The organism is Frigoribacterium sp. UYMn621, assembly GCF_040549525.1.
Lineage (GTDB): Bacteria > Actinomycetota > Actinomycetes > Actinomycetales > Microbacteriaceae > Lacisediminihabitans.
In genome coordinates, this window is record NZ_JBEPTM010000010.1 from 1 (window position 1) to 15,709 (window position 15,709).

The following is a 15,709-nucleotide window of genomic DNA, read 5'->3' on the forward strand; positions in this document are numbered from 1 at the left end:
GAGCAGTTGCCGACACCGGAAGCGAGGTGAACACCGACACGATCATGGCCCTCAGCGCCTGAAACGAAGGATCAGCAGTTACACCACTACTTGGGACTTGACCCGCAGCAGCCCACTCTTCCGTCGACCAAGGTGAAACGATTCGTGGTTGTCCTCGCCACAGCGACCGCTCTGGTGGCTGTGTCTTTGTCTAACGGCATGGCGGCAGTGGCGGCCAATCCGCAGACGGTGTTCGCGACCCAAAGTTTCACTGGCGCGACAGCTCCCGGATACATCAAGCCAACCGCTCCGGCTGGTGCTAATTCGGCCTGCCTGACCGCGGGGACAGATGCCGCGGCGAACGTGCCCGGATGTGCGAACCCAGCGACAGACTCGGTCGGTAGCGGGGCGTTGCGGCTCACCACTGCGGGCAACGGGCTGGAGGGTGGGGTGGGTGCTACCCAGTCAGTGCCAATATCTAAAGGCCTTGATGTCGCGTTCGACTCCTACCAATACGGCGGCAACGGCGCAGACGGCATCGCGTTTTACCTTGCAGTGACCGACCCCTACAACCCGCAGGTGCCGACAGCGATCGGGCAGGCGGGCGGTTCCCTCGGCTACAGTGCCACCGGTGCCAGCAGCGGCCTAGCAAATGGGTACCTCGGTCTGGGGTTGGATGCCTACGGCAACTTCCTGAACTCCGGCTTCGACGGGACCGGCTGCAGCTCCGCCCCCGGCAACAGCACCCAGCCAACGAACGTGACCGTGAGAGGCCCGGGCAACAATGCCGCTGGCTACTGCGTGCTGCCCGGCTACAACTCGAGTTTGGGCGGCCGCACCGCTCTGGAAGGGACAACCCGAGCGAACTCAGATGTGCCGGTGGAGGTTGCGATCAACTCCGCGGCCGTCGCGGTCGCTTCGGCTGGGACCAGCAAACTCTCCTCCGTCTCGGTTCCTGCCCGCTCGTATGCGATCGTTTTCAAAACCATCGGCGCCGCCTCCCAGACAGTTGTCAGCGGCACTCTTCCTGACCTTCGCTCGAATGCGTATACCGGTCTTATCCCTTCGTCGTGGTTCGATTCCAACACCGGCCTGCCGTTCAAGCTGACTTACGGATGGGTGGCCTCAACCGGCGGCTCAACCGACACGCATGAAATAAACCAGTTCAGCGCACAGTCCCTCGCCGGGCCGGTACCGACGCTGACAGCAACGTCCGCCGTGACCAACTCCACACCAGCACCGGGTGCGACCGACACTTACACGGTGTCGCCCGCGGTGGCCGCAGCCGGCGGTCCGGAAAGTGCCCCAGTGCAGGTAACCACCACGTTCCCCACCGGCATCACCCCCACCGCCTACCCGGGCACCGACTACACCTGCACAATAGATGGCCAAACAGAGTCCTGCACATACACGGGGACAATCGCCGCAGGGTCCGCGCTTCCTGCCTTGGTGTTGCCGTTCACTGCGACCGGGCCGGCAAGTGCTTCCCCGCTGTCCATCTCCTCGGTGGTGTCCTCGACGGATGCCACAGCGGTGCAGACATCATCGTCCGTCACGATCACCAAAATTCCGACGACCACTACCGTTGCGGTGTCTCCCGCCACCACGCAGTACGGCACGTCCCAGACCATCACCGCGAACGTCGGCCCCGTGCCGGATGGCGGCACCGTCGCCATCATCGATACGACCACCGGCCAGACACTGTGCGCCGCAGCACCGGTGACCGCCGGAGTCGCCACCTGCGTGGCGACCGCGACTGGACCGATCGGCGCACAGACCATCACCGCCACCTACTCGGGCGACGCCACCTACGCACCATCCTCCGGGACCACCACTTCCACCGTCACCCAGGCCACCTCGACCATCGGCGTGACCGCATCTCCGGCTGACATCTCTTACGGCGGCGCCTCAACACTCACCGCTACCGGAATGCCCGCGGGAGCTACCGGAGCGGTGACCTTCACCGACGCGAGCGGCACCGTGCTCTGCACAACCACCGCGGCCACACCCTCCTGCACCACGGCGACGACCCTTCCGGCAGGCACCTATGCGATCACCGCGCACTATGCCGGAGACGCCAACCACACGGCGGCCGACTCGGCCAGCACCGCACCCCTGCAAGTAGATCGGGCGACTACGACCCTCGCGGCAGCCGTGAACGGTGCCGCTACCAGCACCATCGTTTACGGCGGTACCGCAACCCTGTCAGCGACCGGGGTGATCGCGGGAAGCACCGGTCAGATCACATTCACCGACACCTCCACCGGCGCTACCCTCTGCACCGCAACTCTGCCCGCAACCTCCTGCGCCACGGACGCGACACTCGCCGCCGGCACCTACACCGTGGAAGCCACCTACTCCGGTGATGCCAACCATGCCGCGTCGACGAGCACAAACCAGCCGACGCTCGTAGTGACCCCGGTTGCGGCTCCCGCGATCGTCGCGTCCGTCGACCACCCGTCCGTTCCATTCGGCACCACCGCGACTTTTGCCACCAGCGGCATCCCGACCACCGATACCGGAACGATCACCTACACGACCGCGGATGGAACGGTGCTCTGCACGGCCACCCTCCCGGCGGTCTCCTGCGCCTCACCGGCCAGTCTTGCCGCCGGAACTTATGAAGTCACCGCCACCTACTCGGGTGACGCAAACCACCAGGGAGCGGCCACCACGCCGATCGCTTTCGAGGTGACGAAAGTCGCAGGCACATTGCTGGCCACGGTCAACAATGGCCCGAACGCGACAACGGTCCACGGCACCTCCGCCACCCTGAATACCTCGGGCCTGGCAGCTGGGGCGACCGGCACGATCACATACACCGCCTCCGACGGCAGCGTACTCTGCATCGCCACACTTCCGACTACCAATTGCGCTACCGCCTCCAACCTCGCCGGTGGCAACTACACGATCACCGCGACCTACAGCGGCGACGCAAACCATGTCCCTGCGACGGGGCCCACTGTGAACCTAATAGTTGCCCCGCAGCCCACCGCAGTCGCCGGGAACGGAACTGCCAGCCTGCGCGGGTCTGAAAACCTGACCACAGTGAACGCGACAGGAATCCCGCCGGCAGCGACCGGCACCATCACTTTCACCTCGAACGGTGCGGTTCTCTGCACCGCCACCCTGCCCGCGACCTCCTGCACGACGACTGCCCTCGCCGCCGGCACACACACGGTCCTAGCCGCGTACTCGGGGGACCCGTCCTACGCTGCGAGCCAAACCACATTCGCAGTCCACGTCAGCCCGTCGGTCTTTGCCCGAATACTCGGCTTCACCGGCGCAAACCCGGGCCCCACCGCAGCATCTGGCATCTTCCTGCTCCTCCTCGGCCTCGGCGCATTACTTATCACACGTCGACGTCGGAACCGCCTCGAAGCGTAACTACGCACTGCGCGCCGCAACCCGGCGGCGCGCACAATAAGGTCCAACGCCCTCCTTGCAGCTCAAAATCACTTGCAACTCAGGTACGCCCAGAGAACTTTAGCCCGCCCCACTTAGCATGCTTCCGAGGCCGTACTCGACTGCCCGCAAGCCGGACGACCAGCGGGCGGGATTTCGAGCGCTCAGGAGAGCGCCCTGGGCACCACGTTTTAGCCAGATGGGCCGCCCGTTAGCGGAACCTCATGTGCACCACCGGTGTAGCGTGAATCCCCTAACTGGCGAGGGAGACGGCGACGATGATCATCGGCTCACACCCCCTGCAGGCGAACGGCGGATCGCAGTCCTTTAGCGAGAGCACCGCCGCGAGACCATGGATGCGCGTCGGTGGAGTCTTCATGCTCGTTGCCGCTGTCTTCATGGTCGTGGTTCTTGTGATCTCCGGCGCCTCATTCTTCAGCGGTCAAACATACGCCGCCATTAGCGCACTATTGGGTGCGTTTCTCCTGATCGCTTTCGGCATCATCAGCATCCTCAATAGGATCACGCTAGAGGTGGAAGGGCACCAGGTGACTTTGGCTTTCTGGCCAATCTGGAAGAAACGTATTCCGCGTGACGACATCAAAGAAATGACAATGGCCGACCTCAATCCGGTCAAGTTCGGTGGCCTCGGCCTGCGACGAGTGCCAGGCCGAACGTGGGCGCTTCTCTTCTCCGGCGGTCCTGGGCTGGCCATCACCAGGGAATCGGACGGCGCTACCTTCTACATCCGTACCAACCACGCTACCGAAGCCATCGCAGCATTTCACGGCACACAGCTCGCATGACCAACCTGAATCCTGAAGGACGGCCGTCATCGTCGCCATCATCATCGGCACTCCCTAGGTCCTGCTCGAATCGCATCTAAGCCTGACCTCGGCTCGAAAGCGGCCGCAGGCGGGACGATGAGCGGACGAAATTTCCCGCCGGCGCAAGAACGCGCTTGAGACCACTTTTCGCCCCGATCGGCCGCCCGTAAGGGGAACGTCAACTGGCGCTGTGACCGTAGAGTTGAAGGCCATCTCAGCGAGTTACCGAGTCACTCGCTTCCCGGGACTTGCTGGTGAGAAATTCGTTTCGCTTGATTTGAGTGCCGCAATCCATCGTCAACGAATTTGGTCAGAGCCGATGTTGGCGACGCGTGAAGCGCAAGCACTTGCTCGATCTGTTTTGCGTACCGCCCACCTTCGTGTCATTCCGATCCAGGGAGCCTGATCTTTATGAATAGGCGGTGAGTCAGCCCACTCGACGGCGGATTGGGAAGCGCGTCAGCGGAAGGCTTCCCTGGAGGTCAGCCCACGTGGCCTGAGTTCGTCGAACGCATCCAGCCAGGGCTCAATACCCGCGCTGGCCCGGAGCGCTCGCTCCAATCGCGCGGGTCCGACGATCTTCCGGTTGGGCAGTCGGGCAACCTCATCCTTGTTTGCTCGCCGTCGCTGAGAGCCCGAGTAATTCACTACATCGAAATGGTCGGCCGACGCCACCGCCTCTTTAAACGCGGGAAGCGGTAGATCGTCACGAACGGGAATCCAGTCCACCACCCTCCAATGGCCTGCGTGGATCTTGGCGTCCAAGGATAGGGTGAGGAATTCGACGGGACCGGCCAGGACCTCGATAAGCCGGGTTGGCAAGTCGGCGGCGGACAGTAGGGGTCCGAAGACAGCGAAGAAGTAGGCGTCCTTCCCGTAGGTCGCGACGACTTGGCCGACGCCGAACCGACCATCTCCTGTCGGGATCGTGAAAACGTCACCGATCCTAGGGCGCTTTATCACCACGGGTTCCCTCCTGCTCCGAGGTATCTGGGACAAGTTCGTCTCGGCTCAACCTTGTTGCCGTGCCTGTTTGAGAACTTCGGGTCTCAGGTTTCGGCGAGCAGTGAGGAACTCCAGCCCGATCAAGTGACCATCATCATCGAAGTCCAGGACTATATCTTCACGTACGTTGGTATCGAGGAGGGTTTCGGATCGTACGGCCCGACTCCATCGACTCTCCTTTGTGAGGAAGGAGATATACGCCGAATCGTTATTAGCGTCAAAGGTGAAATCCATTCGCGAAGGCTACCAATGGGTCGCATTAGAGGTACATACGGATCACGCCAACCCGCGTTCCCCTCACATCAGAGCTGTGTCCGGATGCGGAACGTCCAGCGGGCGGTCCTTTGGACCTCGTGAAGGTGGATCGCAGCTGCACCTCAATCCTGGATGGGGTGCGCGAGGCAAAACACCGACAATGGGCACATCGCCGGTGTGGCAACCCAAAATGTAACCCCCTGCCGAGAGGCCCGCCAAGAAGTCGCAGGCCTAGCGGTAGCGCTTGTCGAGGTCGGGCCTTCCGTCCACAGGGGCACTGAGTCCAGCCCTCGTGCTCATGACGAAGTTGAGAATGATCAACGCAGATCCAACTAGCGAGAACGGCCAGATCGGATAGTTCCAGATCAGAGAACCAAGGGCGCCGAGGAGGCAGATCACCAGAGCGACGAGAAGGACCCACTGAAGCCTTGAAAGTCGCATCCACCGTCTATTCATGAACGTCACCCTACGCGCGCTCCGCTCTCGAAGGCTCCCAAGACGGCAACAAGGAACTCAACGTCCGACGGTGCCCGTGGGGGAACGTGAATCGCGCGAATTCAGTTCTCTGCCAGAGTGGCCTGATGGACGGTCTGAGGCTCTCGCTCAACTCTTTCGCGGAAATGACCAGTGATCGGGCGGCCGCGGTGGGGCGCGCGTTCGATGCCCATCCGACCCTTCGGCCAATCAAGGTCGGCGGAGACCCGGCTCGAATCACAGTTGGTCTATCCCTGGAGGCCGTAATTCGCGACCACGGCCTACCGGTGGAATGGCAGACCGTCCGCCGAAACGGACGATACCCCGACCTTGAATGCGGTTCGATCGACCTACTGCCCGGCAGAGGAAAATGGTTCGGCACCCCGCTGGAGTCACCCCGCGCCGGGCAATATGAATATTTGCTCGTCGGTCACGACATCGAACAAGATTGGCTGCCCGTGACCATGGAAAGCCCGGGCAGTGTGAGCGAAGCAGCCGCACTATTCGAGGAATTAGCTCTCGCGATCGATGCGTCCTATGGCTTCGTGGCTGCAGACTCGGCCCTCAACAGTCACTCGCCTAATAGAGTGACGGCAGATTTGCCGGGTGTCTTCTGGCTGAATTACTTCGGTCCCGCGTTTGTCGTGATGTACCCGCACCTTGCTGAGCAGGACGGAGCGCGCGTTCTGTCTACAGGCGGTGTTCTGATCAAGACAACGGCATTGCCCTGGCGCGACCCCACGTCCCCGCCCCCGCCAGGCGAAGCGCGGCTCGCCAGCATGTTCGGGCGGACGGCATTTCAGTTCGCCAGGCCGAATCTCGTCCTTCCCACCGTTGAGCAGCACATACTCGCATCCCCAGGGACAGGCGAGATGCCTTGGGAAACGTGGCAGTCGAGCCGGGACGTAGCCGCGCAGGGACGTAAGTATGAGTCGGCTCGGAGACGCCTCGCCAAAGCTCTGACCGATCGGTCGACCCCGGTCCTCGCGCCGAACCCTGTTGAATGGTCTAAGTCGCTCGATAGGAGTGATTGGCCAGACTTCGTCACTCACATTGCGCGGCGAGTCCGAGGAGACCTCGCAGGGACCGTTGGGCGAGCAGTCGCCGCGATCGTTGTGAATTCTCCCGTTGGACACGAACAACAGATTCTCATCGACACCAATCTAGGCGCCGTACAGATCAGCTGGTACGTCGAGGACGTCACTACGGTGGAAGTCCGGCTTTTGAGTTCATCCGGCCTAGTCGAGGTCTGTGAAACCTGGTCCGACTTATGACCTGGCGAGCTAGTCGCCTATCTTGTCAACGCAAATCACGAACGTTCAGCGAACCATGCGGTGTGAGAGTCTCGACAAATGATCGACAGCGTATTTCTAAACGGGACAGTCGGCGTCGGAAAGTCGACCGTCGCCGAAGCTCTCAGCACGCTGGAGACGAAAAGTGGCCACCATCATGCTGTGATCGACTTGGACCAAATCAGCCGTGCATGGCCACCGCCCAAAGGCGACCGCTTCAATCATGAATTGGAAATGGCGAATCTGCGCGACCTTGTCGTCAACTATCGCCGTGCCGGCGTCGAGCACTTCATCCTCGCCGGCGTTGTCGAGGAAGCCAGCGAGATACCGCGGTACGAAGCCGCATTGCAGAGTAGCGGGTTCCTTATCTGTCGGCTGGAAGCCGACGCTGCCACCCTGACAAGACGGCTCAGATTGCGCCATGCCGACAACGCTTCCGACCTGGAATGGCACCTAGGGCGTGCAGGGGAACTTGCAGCCATCCTCCGAGTTGCTTCGATCGATCACTTCGTCGTGGATAACTCAGGAAGTTCAATCACTGCGACGGCAACAATTTTGAAGGAGCGAGCGGGCTGGTAGGGAAGCGTGCAACCGGTCCGCCGAAGGGACCATCACCGGGCGGCTTTCCAGACCATCTCGGGAGCGCGGTGGAGGCCCGAGTTCGACCGGAAGGGCGCCCGGAAGCGGAACCCGCGCTGCGAAAATGGTCATACCTTGCAGGCGAACTCAGATGTCACCTATCCGAACAGCGACCCCCTAGTTAATGTCGATGCTGTTCTGATTCGTCCGCATGGTGTTCACTTATCCAAGTGAACGAGCGCGTCGAGCACAGCACGGCCGGTCTCAGCCACCACCTCGGGATAGGAAACAAATCCGAGTGCGCCTCCACTGCTGGACTCGGCTCGAACCTCACTTCCGCCTTTTGGCCGGCTGTGGAAAGAGAAGCGGGTCGATTCTGAAGCTATGGCGAAGTTCGTTTTACGGGCAACAAGCGCACCGTCCGGGCGCACCTCGATCAGGGTGGCTCGAGGGATAGTTTCCACCGCTTGGCGAATGAGGTCGGGAAGGGCTTCAAGCGGTGCAGAAAGGACTACTTTGACCATGATTCACGCTCTCTCGTACCCGACATTGATCTCGCTAGAACGGTACGACTGATGCTCCTCCGGCGAGCGGCGGGGCAAATAGGAATGATGTGACTCGGATCCTGTCGGGGTCCGCCAGTGGTGGTCAAACGGAGTCATCCTTGTTAGCAGATGCCCACTCCGCCGCGCTGCGATGATTTGTGCGTTTCAGGAACCCATGTTCGGGATACGACAGTCTAGGTGCAGTTCAGGGCATGGTGGCTAACACTTGTGGGGCTCGCTCCGTTACGAACGGGATCGATCATCTTCAGCCTTGGCGGTAGAAATAGCCGAATTCACTCGCCGCCTCGTCCGAAATGCGAGCCAACCGATCAAAGCAGTCATCGCCAGACCGACGACCCATGATATCCAGGAGAACGAACCCATAAAGGCAGATATGGTGAGCCCCACCATCCCCAACGCTGCTATGCCGAATGCCACAAATACAACGACGCTTGCCGTCCTCATACCGCCTGCTCCCGATAACGATGGCATAGAAGGCGCTCCTTCCAAGCCTGCGCTGAATTGTTCGCGATCATTGCGAGATCCCAGAGCTATTACAACTGTTGATGCCGTCGCCGATGAAGAGTACTCCACCACTCACAAGGCCAGCAACGGCGAGGGCCTCTCCCGCCGATGCCAGAATAGCGACTCCTCCAGTGAATACATCCGCAAGACCAGCGGCCACAGCGGTTCCAACACCCGCCACAATCGCGGCAGCGCCTACTGAGATCTCGCTCGCGGAGGTGTGAAAGTGCGGGGCGAACTGGTTTCAGAGGCAGGATGGGACTCTCCCACGAACGCCGAATCGTGATCCGCAGGTCAACAGAACAGCTCGGAGGACGGGTTTTATCAGCCCACGGTTCCCTCCGTTGGAGGAAAGTATTTTCCACGCACTACCTCCCGCGCCCCGAGCGCCGACGTCGAAGAGACAGCAGACGTCTGCTGGTCGTGTGGTACCCCCAGTTTGAGACTCACTGGGATGCTCTGCACCCAACTCACGTGTCCGGGAAATCTTCGTTATCACTGGGCTCAGCAGATTTCTTGGGTGGGTGCAAAGCTAGCGGCATGCACACGGAGTCGAACGATCCGAAAGGCGCCGGTCTCCAGGCAGCTATGCCGGAACCGTACATCCTTGGCGGCACGCTGTTCCTTGACGTCGCTGGTGTGATCGCTCCGAACCGTAATCCTCGTGGCGGAGAACCCAGCACCACCGTCCCTGCGACCGGACCGTCCCGGCTAGGCGAGAATCCGCAGCCAACACTCACCATCTCCCCGGCAGTACGGGCGGCGCTGGAACGGGTGATGGGAGACTTCGACCTGGAACTCGTCTTTCTCACGACGGGTAACGAAGAACACTCGATCTCGCTGCTGACAGCCGCTATCGGGTCTTTCCAAAAATCTCGTTCGCTACTGGTCGCCCCGTCCGGCATGACCGGCTCCCCGTATCTTTCGAAGGTTGAGGCCATCGTTCGGGATCTCGGGAAGTCTCCGTCACGGTTCATTTGTGTCGACGCTGACATGGGCAGCCAAGGCAAAGAAACCCTGAACGCCTTGCCCGTGTCGTCCCTCTTGATAGAACTAGAACGGGCAGAGGGGCTCACGAAGACGCACCTGTTGTCGATGCGCCAGTTCCTTGAGGAGACGGTCCGATCGGGTGCCAGGATGGACCGTCGCGAGCAACGCGTTTCACTTGAACTTCATCGTGAAGTGCTTAGAAGACTCTTGGAAAACCCAGCCGCAGTGCTCGGCGTCGTCCCCGGAAATTTGCGCCGCCTTCGAGCGAACGTGCGCGGGGACTCTGGCGAATCGTGGCTCAACGAATGGGAAACATTAGCGGTGACTAACAATATGGAGGGCCTGCGCTCTCGGCTATTGGGAGTCGACCGACGCTCGATCGATATGCGCCAGGTAAGTCCGTTCAGTACGGTACTCACCCAGAGTGAACGCCTCGACGCGATCTATCGGGCCAGCAACGCATCGCTGCCCGAAAATGGAATCTCATTCGAGATGTGGCGCGAGATGGTTTTCGGCGACGACCCGAACACCGATAACAGTTCGCGGCGCGGATTCGAAACACAACTGTGAAGGACGACCTCCAAACCCAGACGACGTCGGGCAATCATTGTTCCGACCGGCAAATGGACCCGTCCCGCCCGCCCCACCTCCGCGGTCGCTAGCGCACCCCGAATAATCAGGTCGACAAACGCGCACTGGCGCCACTATCAACGGACGATCTGGTGAGGAAACTGGGCTCTCAAGATCGCTCCCCACAAGCAGCCTGGAAAGATTCGAGGCTAAGGCTGGAACGAGGCTACGAAGGCAGAGAAACTGCCCAATGATTACGGGGGAAATTAGATTTCCGGAACCACCCACAGAGGAAAAATGCAACAGAAGTAAAACCCAGAAGGCCCGGAATCCTCGCGATTCTGGGCCTTCTGCGTTGGCGGCCCTTTCTTGTTGGCGGGCCTTCGCCAGGGCTGCCGCCCGCACGCCGCGGAAACGGGCGGACAGGTCACCTGTCCCGCAGAGTTTTCGGCCGCGGGCTGAGCTTCGGGCCCGGTGTTGCACGGAGCCGCTCCGGTTTCCAGGGCGCGCACGACGACAGCGTGAAAGCTCGATCTCAGTTGAGGTGATCCCCGTTCACAGTCAGGTCGGCAGTCGAGTCGATCTCCAGCGCTTCGATGGTGCTGCTGCCGACCAGCTCATCGATGAGTGCACGGCTGCCGGCCACGATCGTCGAGTCGAAGTCGACCTCGGTCGCGGATGCCCAGGCGAGGTCGTCCGGCCAGATGATGCTGGGGCCCTCCGCATCCCACGCGTGCCGCACCCAGGGGGCTGACTCCGGCCAAGCGGCAGCGGCGAGCTCGCTGACGCCGGCATCGAACATCAGGTGCCTGCGCCACGGTGTTTCGAAAAAGGTGCCCTCCTCGGCGCCGCCCGGCCGGAACATGCCGCCCCAGCCCTCCCACACGGCGATGATTCCTGCGTGGGGTGTGGCGGTGTGTCCCTCGAGATGCCGGGCGAGCGCGGTCACGGATGCGGCATCCAGGCGTCCCTGCCGAGGTTCGTTATATCGCCAGTCGTTCGCATCGAGGAAGTGATTGTTGCGATCAGGATCGCCCGCCCGCAGCCGGTCGAACTGCGCCAGGGGATGCATGGTGGTGCCGAAGGCCGTCGCGACTGTCGCCCAGCTCACCCGCTCCCGTTCGATCTCCCCCAGGTGAGTGTCACCCGGCAGCCATCCGCGCCAAGTCTCCGGGGCCGCGAGGCGGTCGCGCTCAGCGGGGTGGAAGACGCGTGCGTAGGCATCGAAACCGCTCGGAATGACGAAGTGGATGCTTTCCCAGCGTTCGATGAGGCGCTCTCGATACCAGCGCCCGCGCTCCACCTCACCCGTCCATCGCATATCGACACGCTACTGCGCGAGCAGCTACGACAGGACGTCGCGCAGCAGTTCCTCGTTCACGGAGGTGCGGGCGCGGGAGACCAGGTACCCGATGCCGAGGAGGGCGAAGGGCAGGATCACGAGCACCCAGCCGATCACGCTGAGACCCCAGGGGGTGACGGTCGGGTCCACGCCCTCGGCAACAGTTCCGGCGAGCAGGCCGAAGCGTGACATGAGCAGGTACTCCCCGAGCACGAGGCCGACGGTCGCCAGCACGGGCGCGATGACCGTCTGGAACACGTTCTCGTCGCCCTTGTTGCGGCGGAAGTAGACCATGATCGCGATGCAGACGAGGATCTCGATGAGCACGATCGCCACGACGGACAGCCCGCTGAACCAGTAGAAGAGGTTCAGCACCGGGTCGAGCTGGAAGACGGCGAAGATCACGATGACGACTCCGGTGATCACCGAGGTGACGACGGATGCCGCGGCCGGCGCTCCGCGCCCGTTGACGGTTCCGAGTCGCGCCGGAAGCACCCCGCCGCGACCCATCGCGAACAGGTAACGGCTGGCCGCGTTCTGGAAGGCGAGAAGGCCGGCGAACAGGCTCGAGAGCACCAGGATCGACATGACCGTGGCCATCCACGGTCCGACGTACTGGGTGGCGAGCGAGAACAGCACTTCTGCGGGGGCCGCGAGCGGCACCTTGGCCACCGTCGACAGTTCGACGGTCTTTTCGACGACTCGGGAGGCGCCCATTCCGGTGACCATCGCGAAGGCGGTCAGGGCGAAGAGCACCGTGATCACGACGACCGCGAGATAGGTGGCGCGCGGCACCACCTTCTTCGGGTCGCGGGACTCCTCGCCGTAGATCGCGGTTGCTTCGAAGCCGATGAACGAGGCGAAGGCGAAGGCGAAGGCGATGCCGGCGGAACCCGCAAGTCCTCCCGCGATGATCGCCGTCGGGTTGAACGACGCCCAGAAGTTGATGCCTTCTGGTCCACCGTTGGCGAGGATGACGATGGACGTGATCACGAGAGCCGTGAGTTCGAGAAGCATGAGGCCACCGAGCACCTTCGCTCCGACATCCACGCGCAGAAGCGAGAGCACGGTGACGAGCGCCCAGGCGATGAGCGACCAGGCCCACCACGGGAGGACGCCAACCTGGCCGGCCATGACGGCGCCGAAGAATCCGAAGATGGCGAGCTGGATTGCCACGTAGGCGAGGATCGAGACGAATGCGGAGGCGATGCCGGCATGGCGACCGAGACCGCGGCCGATGTAGGCGAAGAACGCGCCGGCGTTGGTGACCCGCTGGCTCATCGCGGCGTACCCGACGCTGAAGAGCAGCAGGGTGATGCCGACGACGAGGTAGGCGCCAGGGGCAGCTGCGCCGTTGCCGAGCACGATGGCCACCGGAACTGCACCGGTCATGCCGACGAGAGGGGCGGCGGCGGCGACGACGAAGAAGACGATGCCGACGGTGCCGAGTCGGCCCTTGTTGAGAGAGGTGTGGGCGTCCATTTCGGAAGCGGGGGTGTCTTGGGCGAGTGCCATTGCGATACTCCTCGTTGAGTTCGGGCTGAAATGCTGGGTGGGTACGCAAGTCGTCCGTATCCGAACGAGTTAGCTAACAATGGCGAACCTCGGCCCCGTCGTCAAGTCATTCGGAGAATTTCATTCGGATACGAACAAGCCGGGATCTGGGCTACACTCTGGCGCTATGACTGCTCTGAACGGATTTCTCGCCCCGCTGACCCCCACCGGAGCGAGCGCGCTCGTGCCGAAGCCGCCGTGGTACTACTCCGGGACGCTTCTGACCGTCGAATACCTCACCGATCCCGCCAATGTGCGAGCCCTCCTGCCGCCAGACATCGACCTCGCCCCCGACCGTCCGGGTGCCGTCGCCATCATCTGGGCCGACTGGCAGTCCTGCAGCGAGGGCGGCCTCGAACTCCTCGACCCCGTGCGCGCGCAGTACCTCGAGGCCTTCGTCGTCGTTCGCTGCTCTCATCGGGGAGTCACCTACAGCCGCTGCGTCGCCATCTGGGTCACGAAGGACTTCGCGATCGGCCGCGGATGGTTCCAGGGCTACCCCAAGAAGCTCGGTTCAGTGCACGTGACGCGACTGTTCTCGCACGGCAAGGCGACACCGCGGCTCGAGGCGGGAGCGCAGATCGGCGCCTCGCTTGCCGCCTACGATCACCGCCTGGCTTCCGCCGTCGTGACGCTGCGCGAACCCTCCGAAGACAACGGATTCGTCAATGGACACCGGATGCTGCACAACCGTTTCATGCCGTCGATCAGCCAGGGCCAGGGTCTGTCGCTCGACCAGCTCGTGAGCATGGGCGGAACCGACGCCGACCTTGGCCCGGCCTGGCGCGGGGACGCCGAACTCTCGCTCGCCGATTCGCCCTGGGACGAGCTGCACTCGATCCTGCCCGTCGACGAGATCCTCGGGGGGTACTACCGCGAACTCGGTGTCACCTTCGCCGGGGGAGACCTGGTGGAGGACCGCTCGCGCGCCGTGTGACGCGCGAGCCCTGAGGGCTAGTAGTCCTCGAGGTACTCGTCGAGCTCCCATCGCGTCACGTCCCGGGTGCCGGGATCCTCACAGGCCCGCTCGTAGCGCTCGACCTCGTCACGCTTCAGGATGCTGAACACGTCGACGACGGCCGCGCCGAGCGCCTCCCGCAGTACCGTGTCGGCGTCGAGGGCATCCAGGGCCGTGGCGAGGGTGGTCGGCAGTATCGCGGACGACTCGTTCTCGTACGACCAGCCGTCCGCGGTCGGGGGCACCTCGAGCTCGCGAGTGAGCCCGTCGAGGCCGGCCGCCAGCACCGCGGCGATCATCAGGTAGGGGTTGGCAGCACCGTCGCCGATGCGCACCTCGAGCCGCGTGCCGGCTCCGCGCTCCGGCGGCACCCGCACCATCGAACTGCGGTTGTCATGGCCCCAGTTGGCGCGGTAGGGCGCGAGGGTGTCCGGTCCGAGCCGCTTGTAGGCGTTGACGGTCGGATTGGTGAACGCCGCGAGGGCGGGGGCGTGCGCGAGGATGCCGGCGATCAGCCGGTTCGAGGTGGTCGTGAGCTGCCCATCCGGCTCGCACATGAGGTTCTTGCCCGAGGCGTCGACGACCGAGAAGTGCAGGTGGAAGCCGCTTCCGCCCTCGTCGCTCCACGGCTTGCCGAGGAAGGTCGCGAGCTTGCCCGTGCGCGCAACGATGTCCTTGATCGCGGTCTTGAACAGGAACGTGCGGTCGGCTGCGCGCAGTGCCTCGCCGTGCCAGAGGTTGATCTCGTACTGCGAGGGGCTGAACTCGTGGTTGCCGGCCACGACCCCGATGTCCATGCGGTCGAGCATCCGCATCAGATGGAGGAAGGTGCCGTCGGGGTCGACCCAGGCGCCGGTCGTGTACACGCGTCCGGTGCGGCTGAGGGCCCGCTGCCAGTCGCCGTTCTCGGCGCGCTCGGCGATGTAGAACTCCAGTTCCGGGCCGACGACGGGGGTGAGCCCGAGCGCGGCGTACTGCGCGATCACGCCGCGGAGCACGGATCGCGGGGCGAGCGCGCTCGCGGAACCGTCAGGCTCGAAGGCGTCCGCGATGGCGAAGGCCACCCCCGGCTCCCACGGCATCATCGTGACGGAACTCGGGTCGATGCGGCTCACGAGGTCCTGCAGCCCGTCGGACATGATGTCGTTACCGTCGAGCACTCCGCCGCGGGTGGTGGTGACCCAGACGCCCTGGCAGAAGGTGGGTCCGTTGGCGGCCGTGCGCTCGAGCTGGCTCACCAGCAGGTCTTTCGATCGCGTGATCCCCAGGATGTCGGCATAGATCAGGCGCAGAACGTCGATCCCTTTCGCCTCGAGATCCGTGCGAAGAGCGGCTGCGTCGATAGTCATTGATCCTCCACCAATAAATCGTTCGGCCCTGAACGATTAGTGCGATACTAGGGCTAAATC

14 protein-coding genes are annotated in these 15,709 nt (G+C 62.9%); 7 read left to right on the top strand and 7 right to left on the bottom strand.

The genetic code is table 11. The features are described 5' to 3' along the window. Positions 1–90: 90 nt before the first annotated feature. Positions 91–3,366, top strand: a complete 3,276-nt coding sequence (locus tag ABIB54_RS14195; RefSeq protein ID WP_354576172.1) for an Ig-like domain repeat protein — start codon at positions 91–93, stop codon at positions 3,364–3,366. Between the two features lie 271 nt (positions 3,367–3,637). On the opposite strand, the gene ABIB54_RS14200 is transcribed toward ABIB54_RS14195, so the two are convergent. Then, positions 3,638–3,763 carry a hypothetical protein gene (locus ABIB54_RS14200; protein ID WP_354576173.1) on the bottom strand — a complete coding sequence of 42 codons (126 nt, stop codon included), beginning with the start codon at positions 3,761–3,763 and terminating at the stop codon, positions 3,638–3,640. On the opposite strand from ABIB54_RS14200, the gene ABIB54_RS14205 reads away from it, so the two are divergent. Then, positions 3,762–4,190 (top strand): hypothetical protein, encoded by a 429-nt coding sequence (locus ABIB54_RS14205; protein ID WP_354576174.1) that lies wholly within the window; start codon positions 3,762–3,764, stop codon positions 4,188–4,190. The two genes, ABIB54_RS14200 and ABIB54_RS14205, sit on opposite strands and share 2 nt — an antisense overlap. A 480-nt stretch (positions 4,191–4,670) precedes the next feature. On the opposite strand, the gene ABIB54_RS14210 is transcribed toward ABIB54_RS14205, so the two are convergent. Together ABIB54_RS14210 and ABIB54_RS14215 are read right to left on the bottom strand one after the other, a co-directional pair. Then, a complete protein-coding gene (locus ABIB54_RS14210; RefSeq protein WP_354576175.1) occupies positions 4,671–5,177 on the bottom strand; it encodes a hypothetical protein in 507 nt (168 codons plus the stop codon). Between the two features lie 45 nt (positions 5,178–5,222). Continuing rightward, on the bottom strand, positions 5,223–5,450 hold the full coding sequence (locus tag ABIB54_RS14215) for a DUF2283 domain-containing protein (RefSeq protein ID WP_354576176.1): 228 nt from the start codon (positions 5,448–5,450) through the stop codon (positions 5,223–5,225). 602 nt (positions 5,451–6,052) lie between these two features. Here ABIB54_RS14215 and ABIB54_RS14220 point away from each other — a divergent pair. Both ABIB54_RS14220 and ABIB54_RS14225 read left to right on the top strand, forming a co-directional pair. Next, positions 6,053–7,219, top strand: coding sequence for a hypothetical protein (locus ABIB54_RS14220; protein ID WP_354576177.1), 1,167 nt, complete (start codon positions 6,053–6,055; stop codon positions 7,217–7,219). A gap of 78 nt (positions 7,220–7,297) precedes the next feature. After that, a complete protein-coding gene (locus ABIB54_RS14225; RefSeq protein WP_354576178.1) occupies positions 7,298–7,816 on the top strand; it encodes an AAA family ATPase in 519 nt (172 codons plus the stop codon). 218 nt (positions 7,817–8,034) lie between these two features. On the opposite strand, the gene ABIB54_RS14230 is transcribed toward ABIB54_RS14225, so the two are convergent. After that, a complete protein-coding gene (locus ABIB54_RS14230; RefSeq protein WP_354576179.1) occupies positions 8,035–8,340 on the bottom strand; it encodes a hypothetical protein in 306 nt (101 codons plus the stop codon). Between the two features lie 292 nt (positions 8,341–8,632). On the opposite strand from ABIB54_RS14230, the gene ABIB54_RS14235 reads away from it, so the two are divergent. Together ABIB54_RS14235 and ABIB54_RS14240 are read left to right on the top strand one after the other, a co-directional pair. Next, positions 8,633–9,088 carry a hypothetical protein gene (locus ABIB54_RS14235; RefSeq protein ID WP_354576180.1) on the top strand — a complete coding sequence of 152 codons (456 nt, stop codon included), beginning with the start codon at positions 8,633–8,635 and terminating at the stop codon, positions 9,086–9,088. A gap of 338 nt (positions 9,089–9,426) precedes the next feature. Continuing rightward, a complete protein-coding gene (locus ABIB54_RS14240; protein WP_354576181.1) occupies positions 9,427–10,446 on the top strand; it encodes a hypothetical protein in 1,020 nt (339 codons plus the stop codon). Positions 10,447–10,981: 535 nt separating this feature from the next. Here the strand turns inward: ABIB54_RS14240 and ABIB54_RS14245 are convergent. Beyond that, complete coding sequence (locus ABIB54_RS14245; protein WP_354576182.1) at positions 10,982–11,767, bottom strand: hypothetical protein; 786 nt, start codon at positions 11,765–11,767, stop codon at positions 10,982–10,984. Positions 11,768–11,791: 24 nt separating this feature from the next. After that, complete coding sequence (locus tag ABIB54_RS14250) at positions 11,792–13,303, bottom strand: APC family permease (protein ID WP_354576183.1); 1,512 nt, start codon at positions 13,301–13,303, stop codon at positions 11,792–11,794. 166 nt (positions 13,304–13,469) lie between these two features. Here ABIB54_RS14250 and ABIB54_RS14255 point away from each other — a divergent pair, with 166 nt between their 5' ends. Continuing rightward, positions 13,470–14,279, top strand: a complete 810-nt coding sequence (locus ABIB54_RS14255) for an acetoacetate decarboxylase family protein (protein WP_354576184.1) — start codon at positions 13,470–13,472, stop codon at positions 14,277–14,279. A 17-nt stretch (positions 14,280–14,296) separates the two neighbouring features. Here ABIB54_RS14255 and ABIB54_RS14260 read toward each other — a convergent pair whose 3' ends face one another. Next, complete coding sequence (locus ABIB54_RS14260) at positions 14,297–15,649, bottom strand: glutamine synthetase family protein (protein ID WP_354576185.1); 1,353 nt, start codon at positions 15,647–15,649, stop codon at positions 14,297–14,299. Positions 15,650–15,709: the final 60 nt, after the last annotated feature.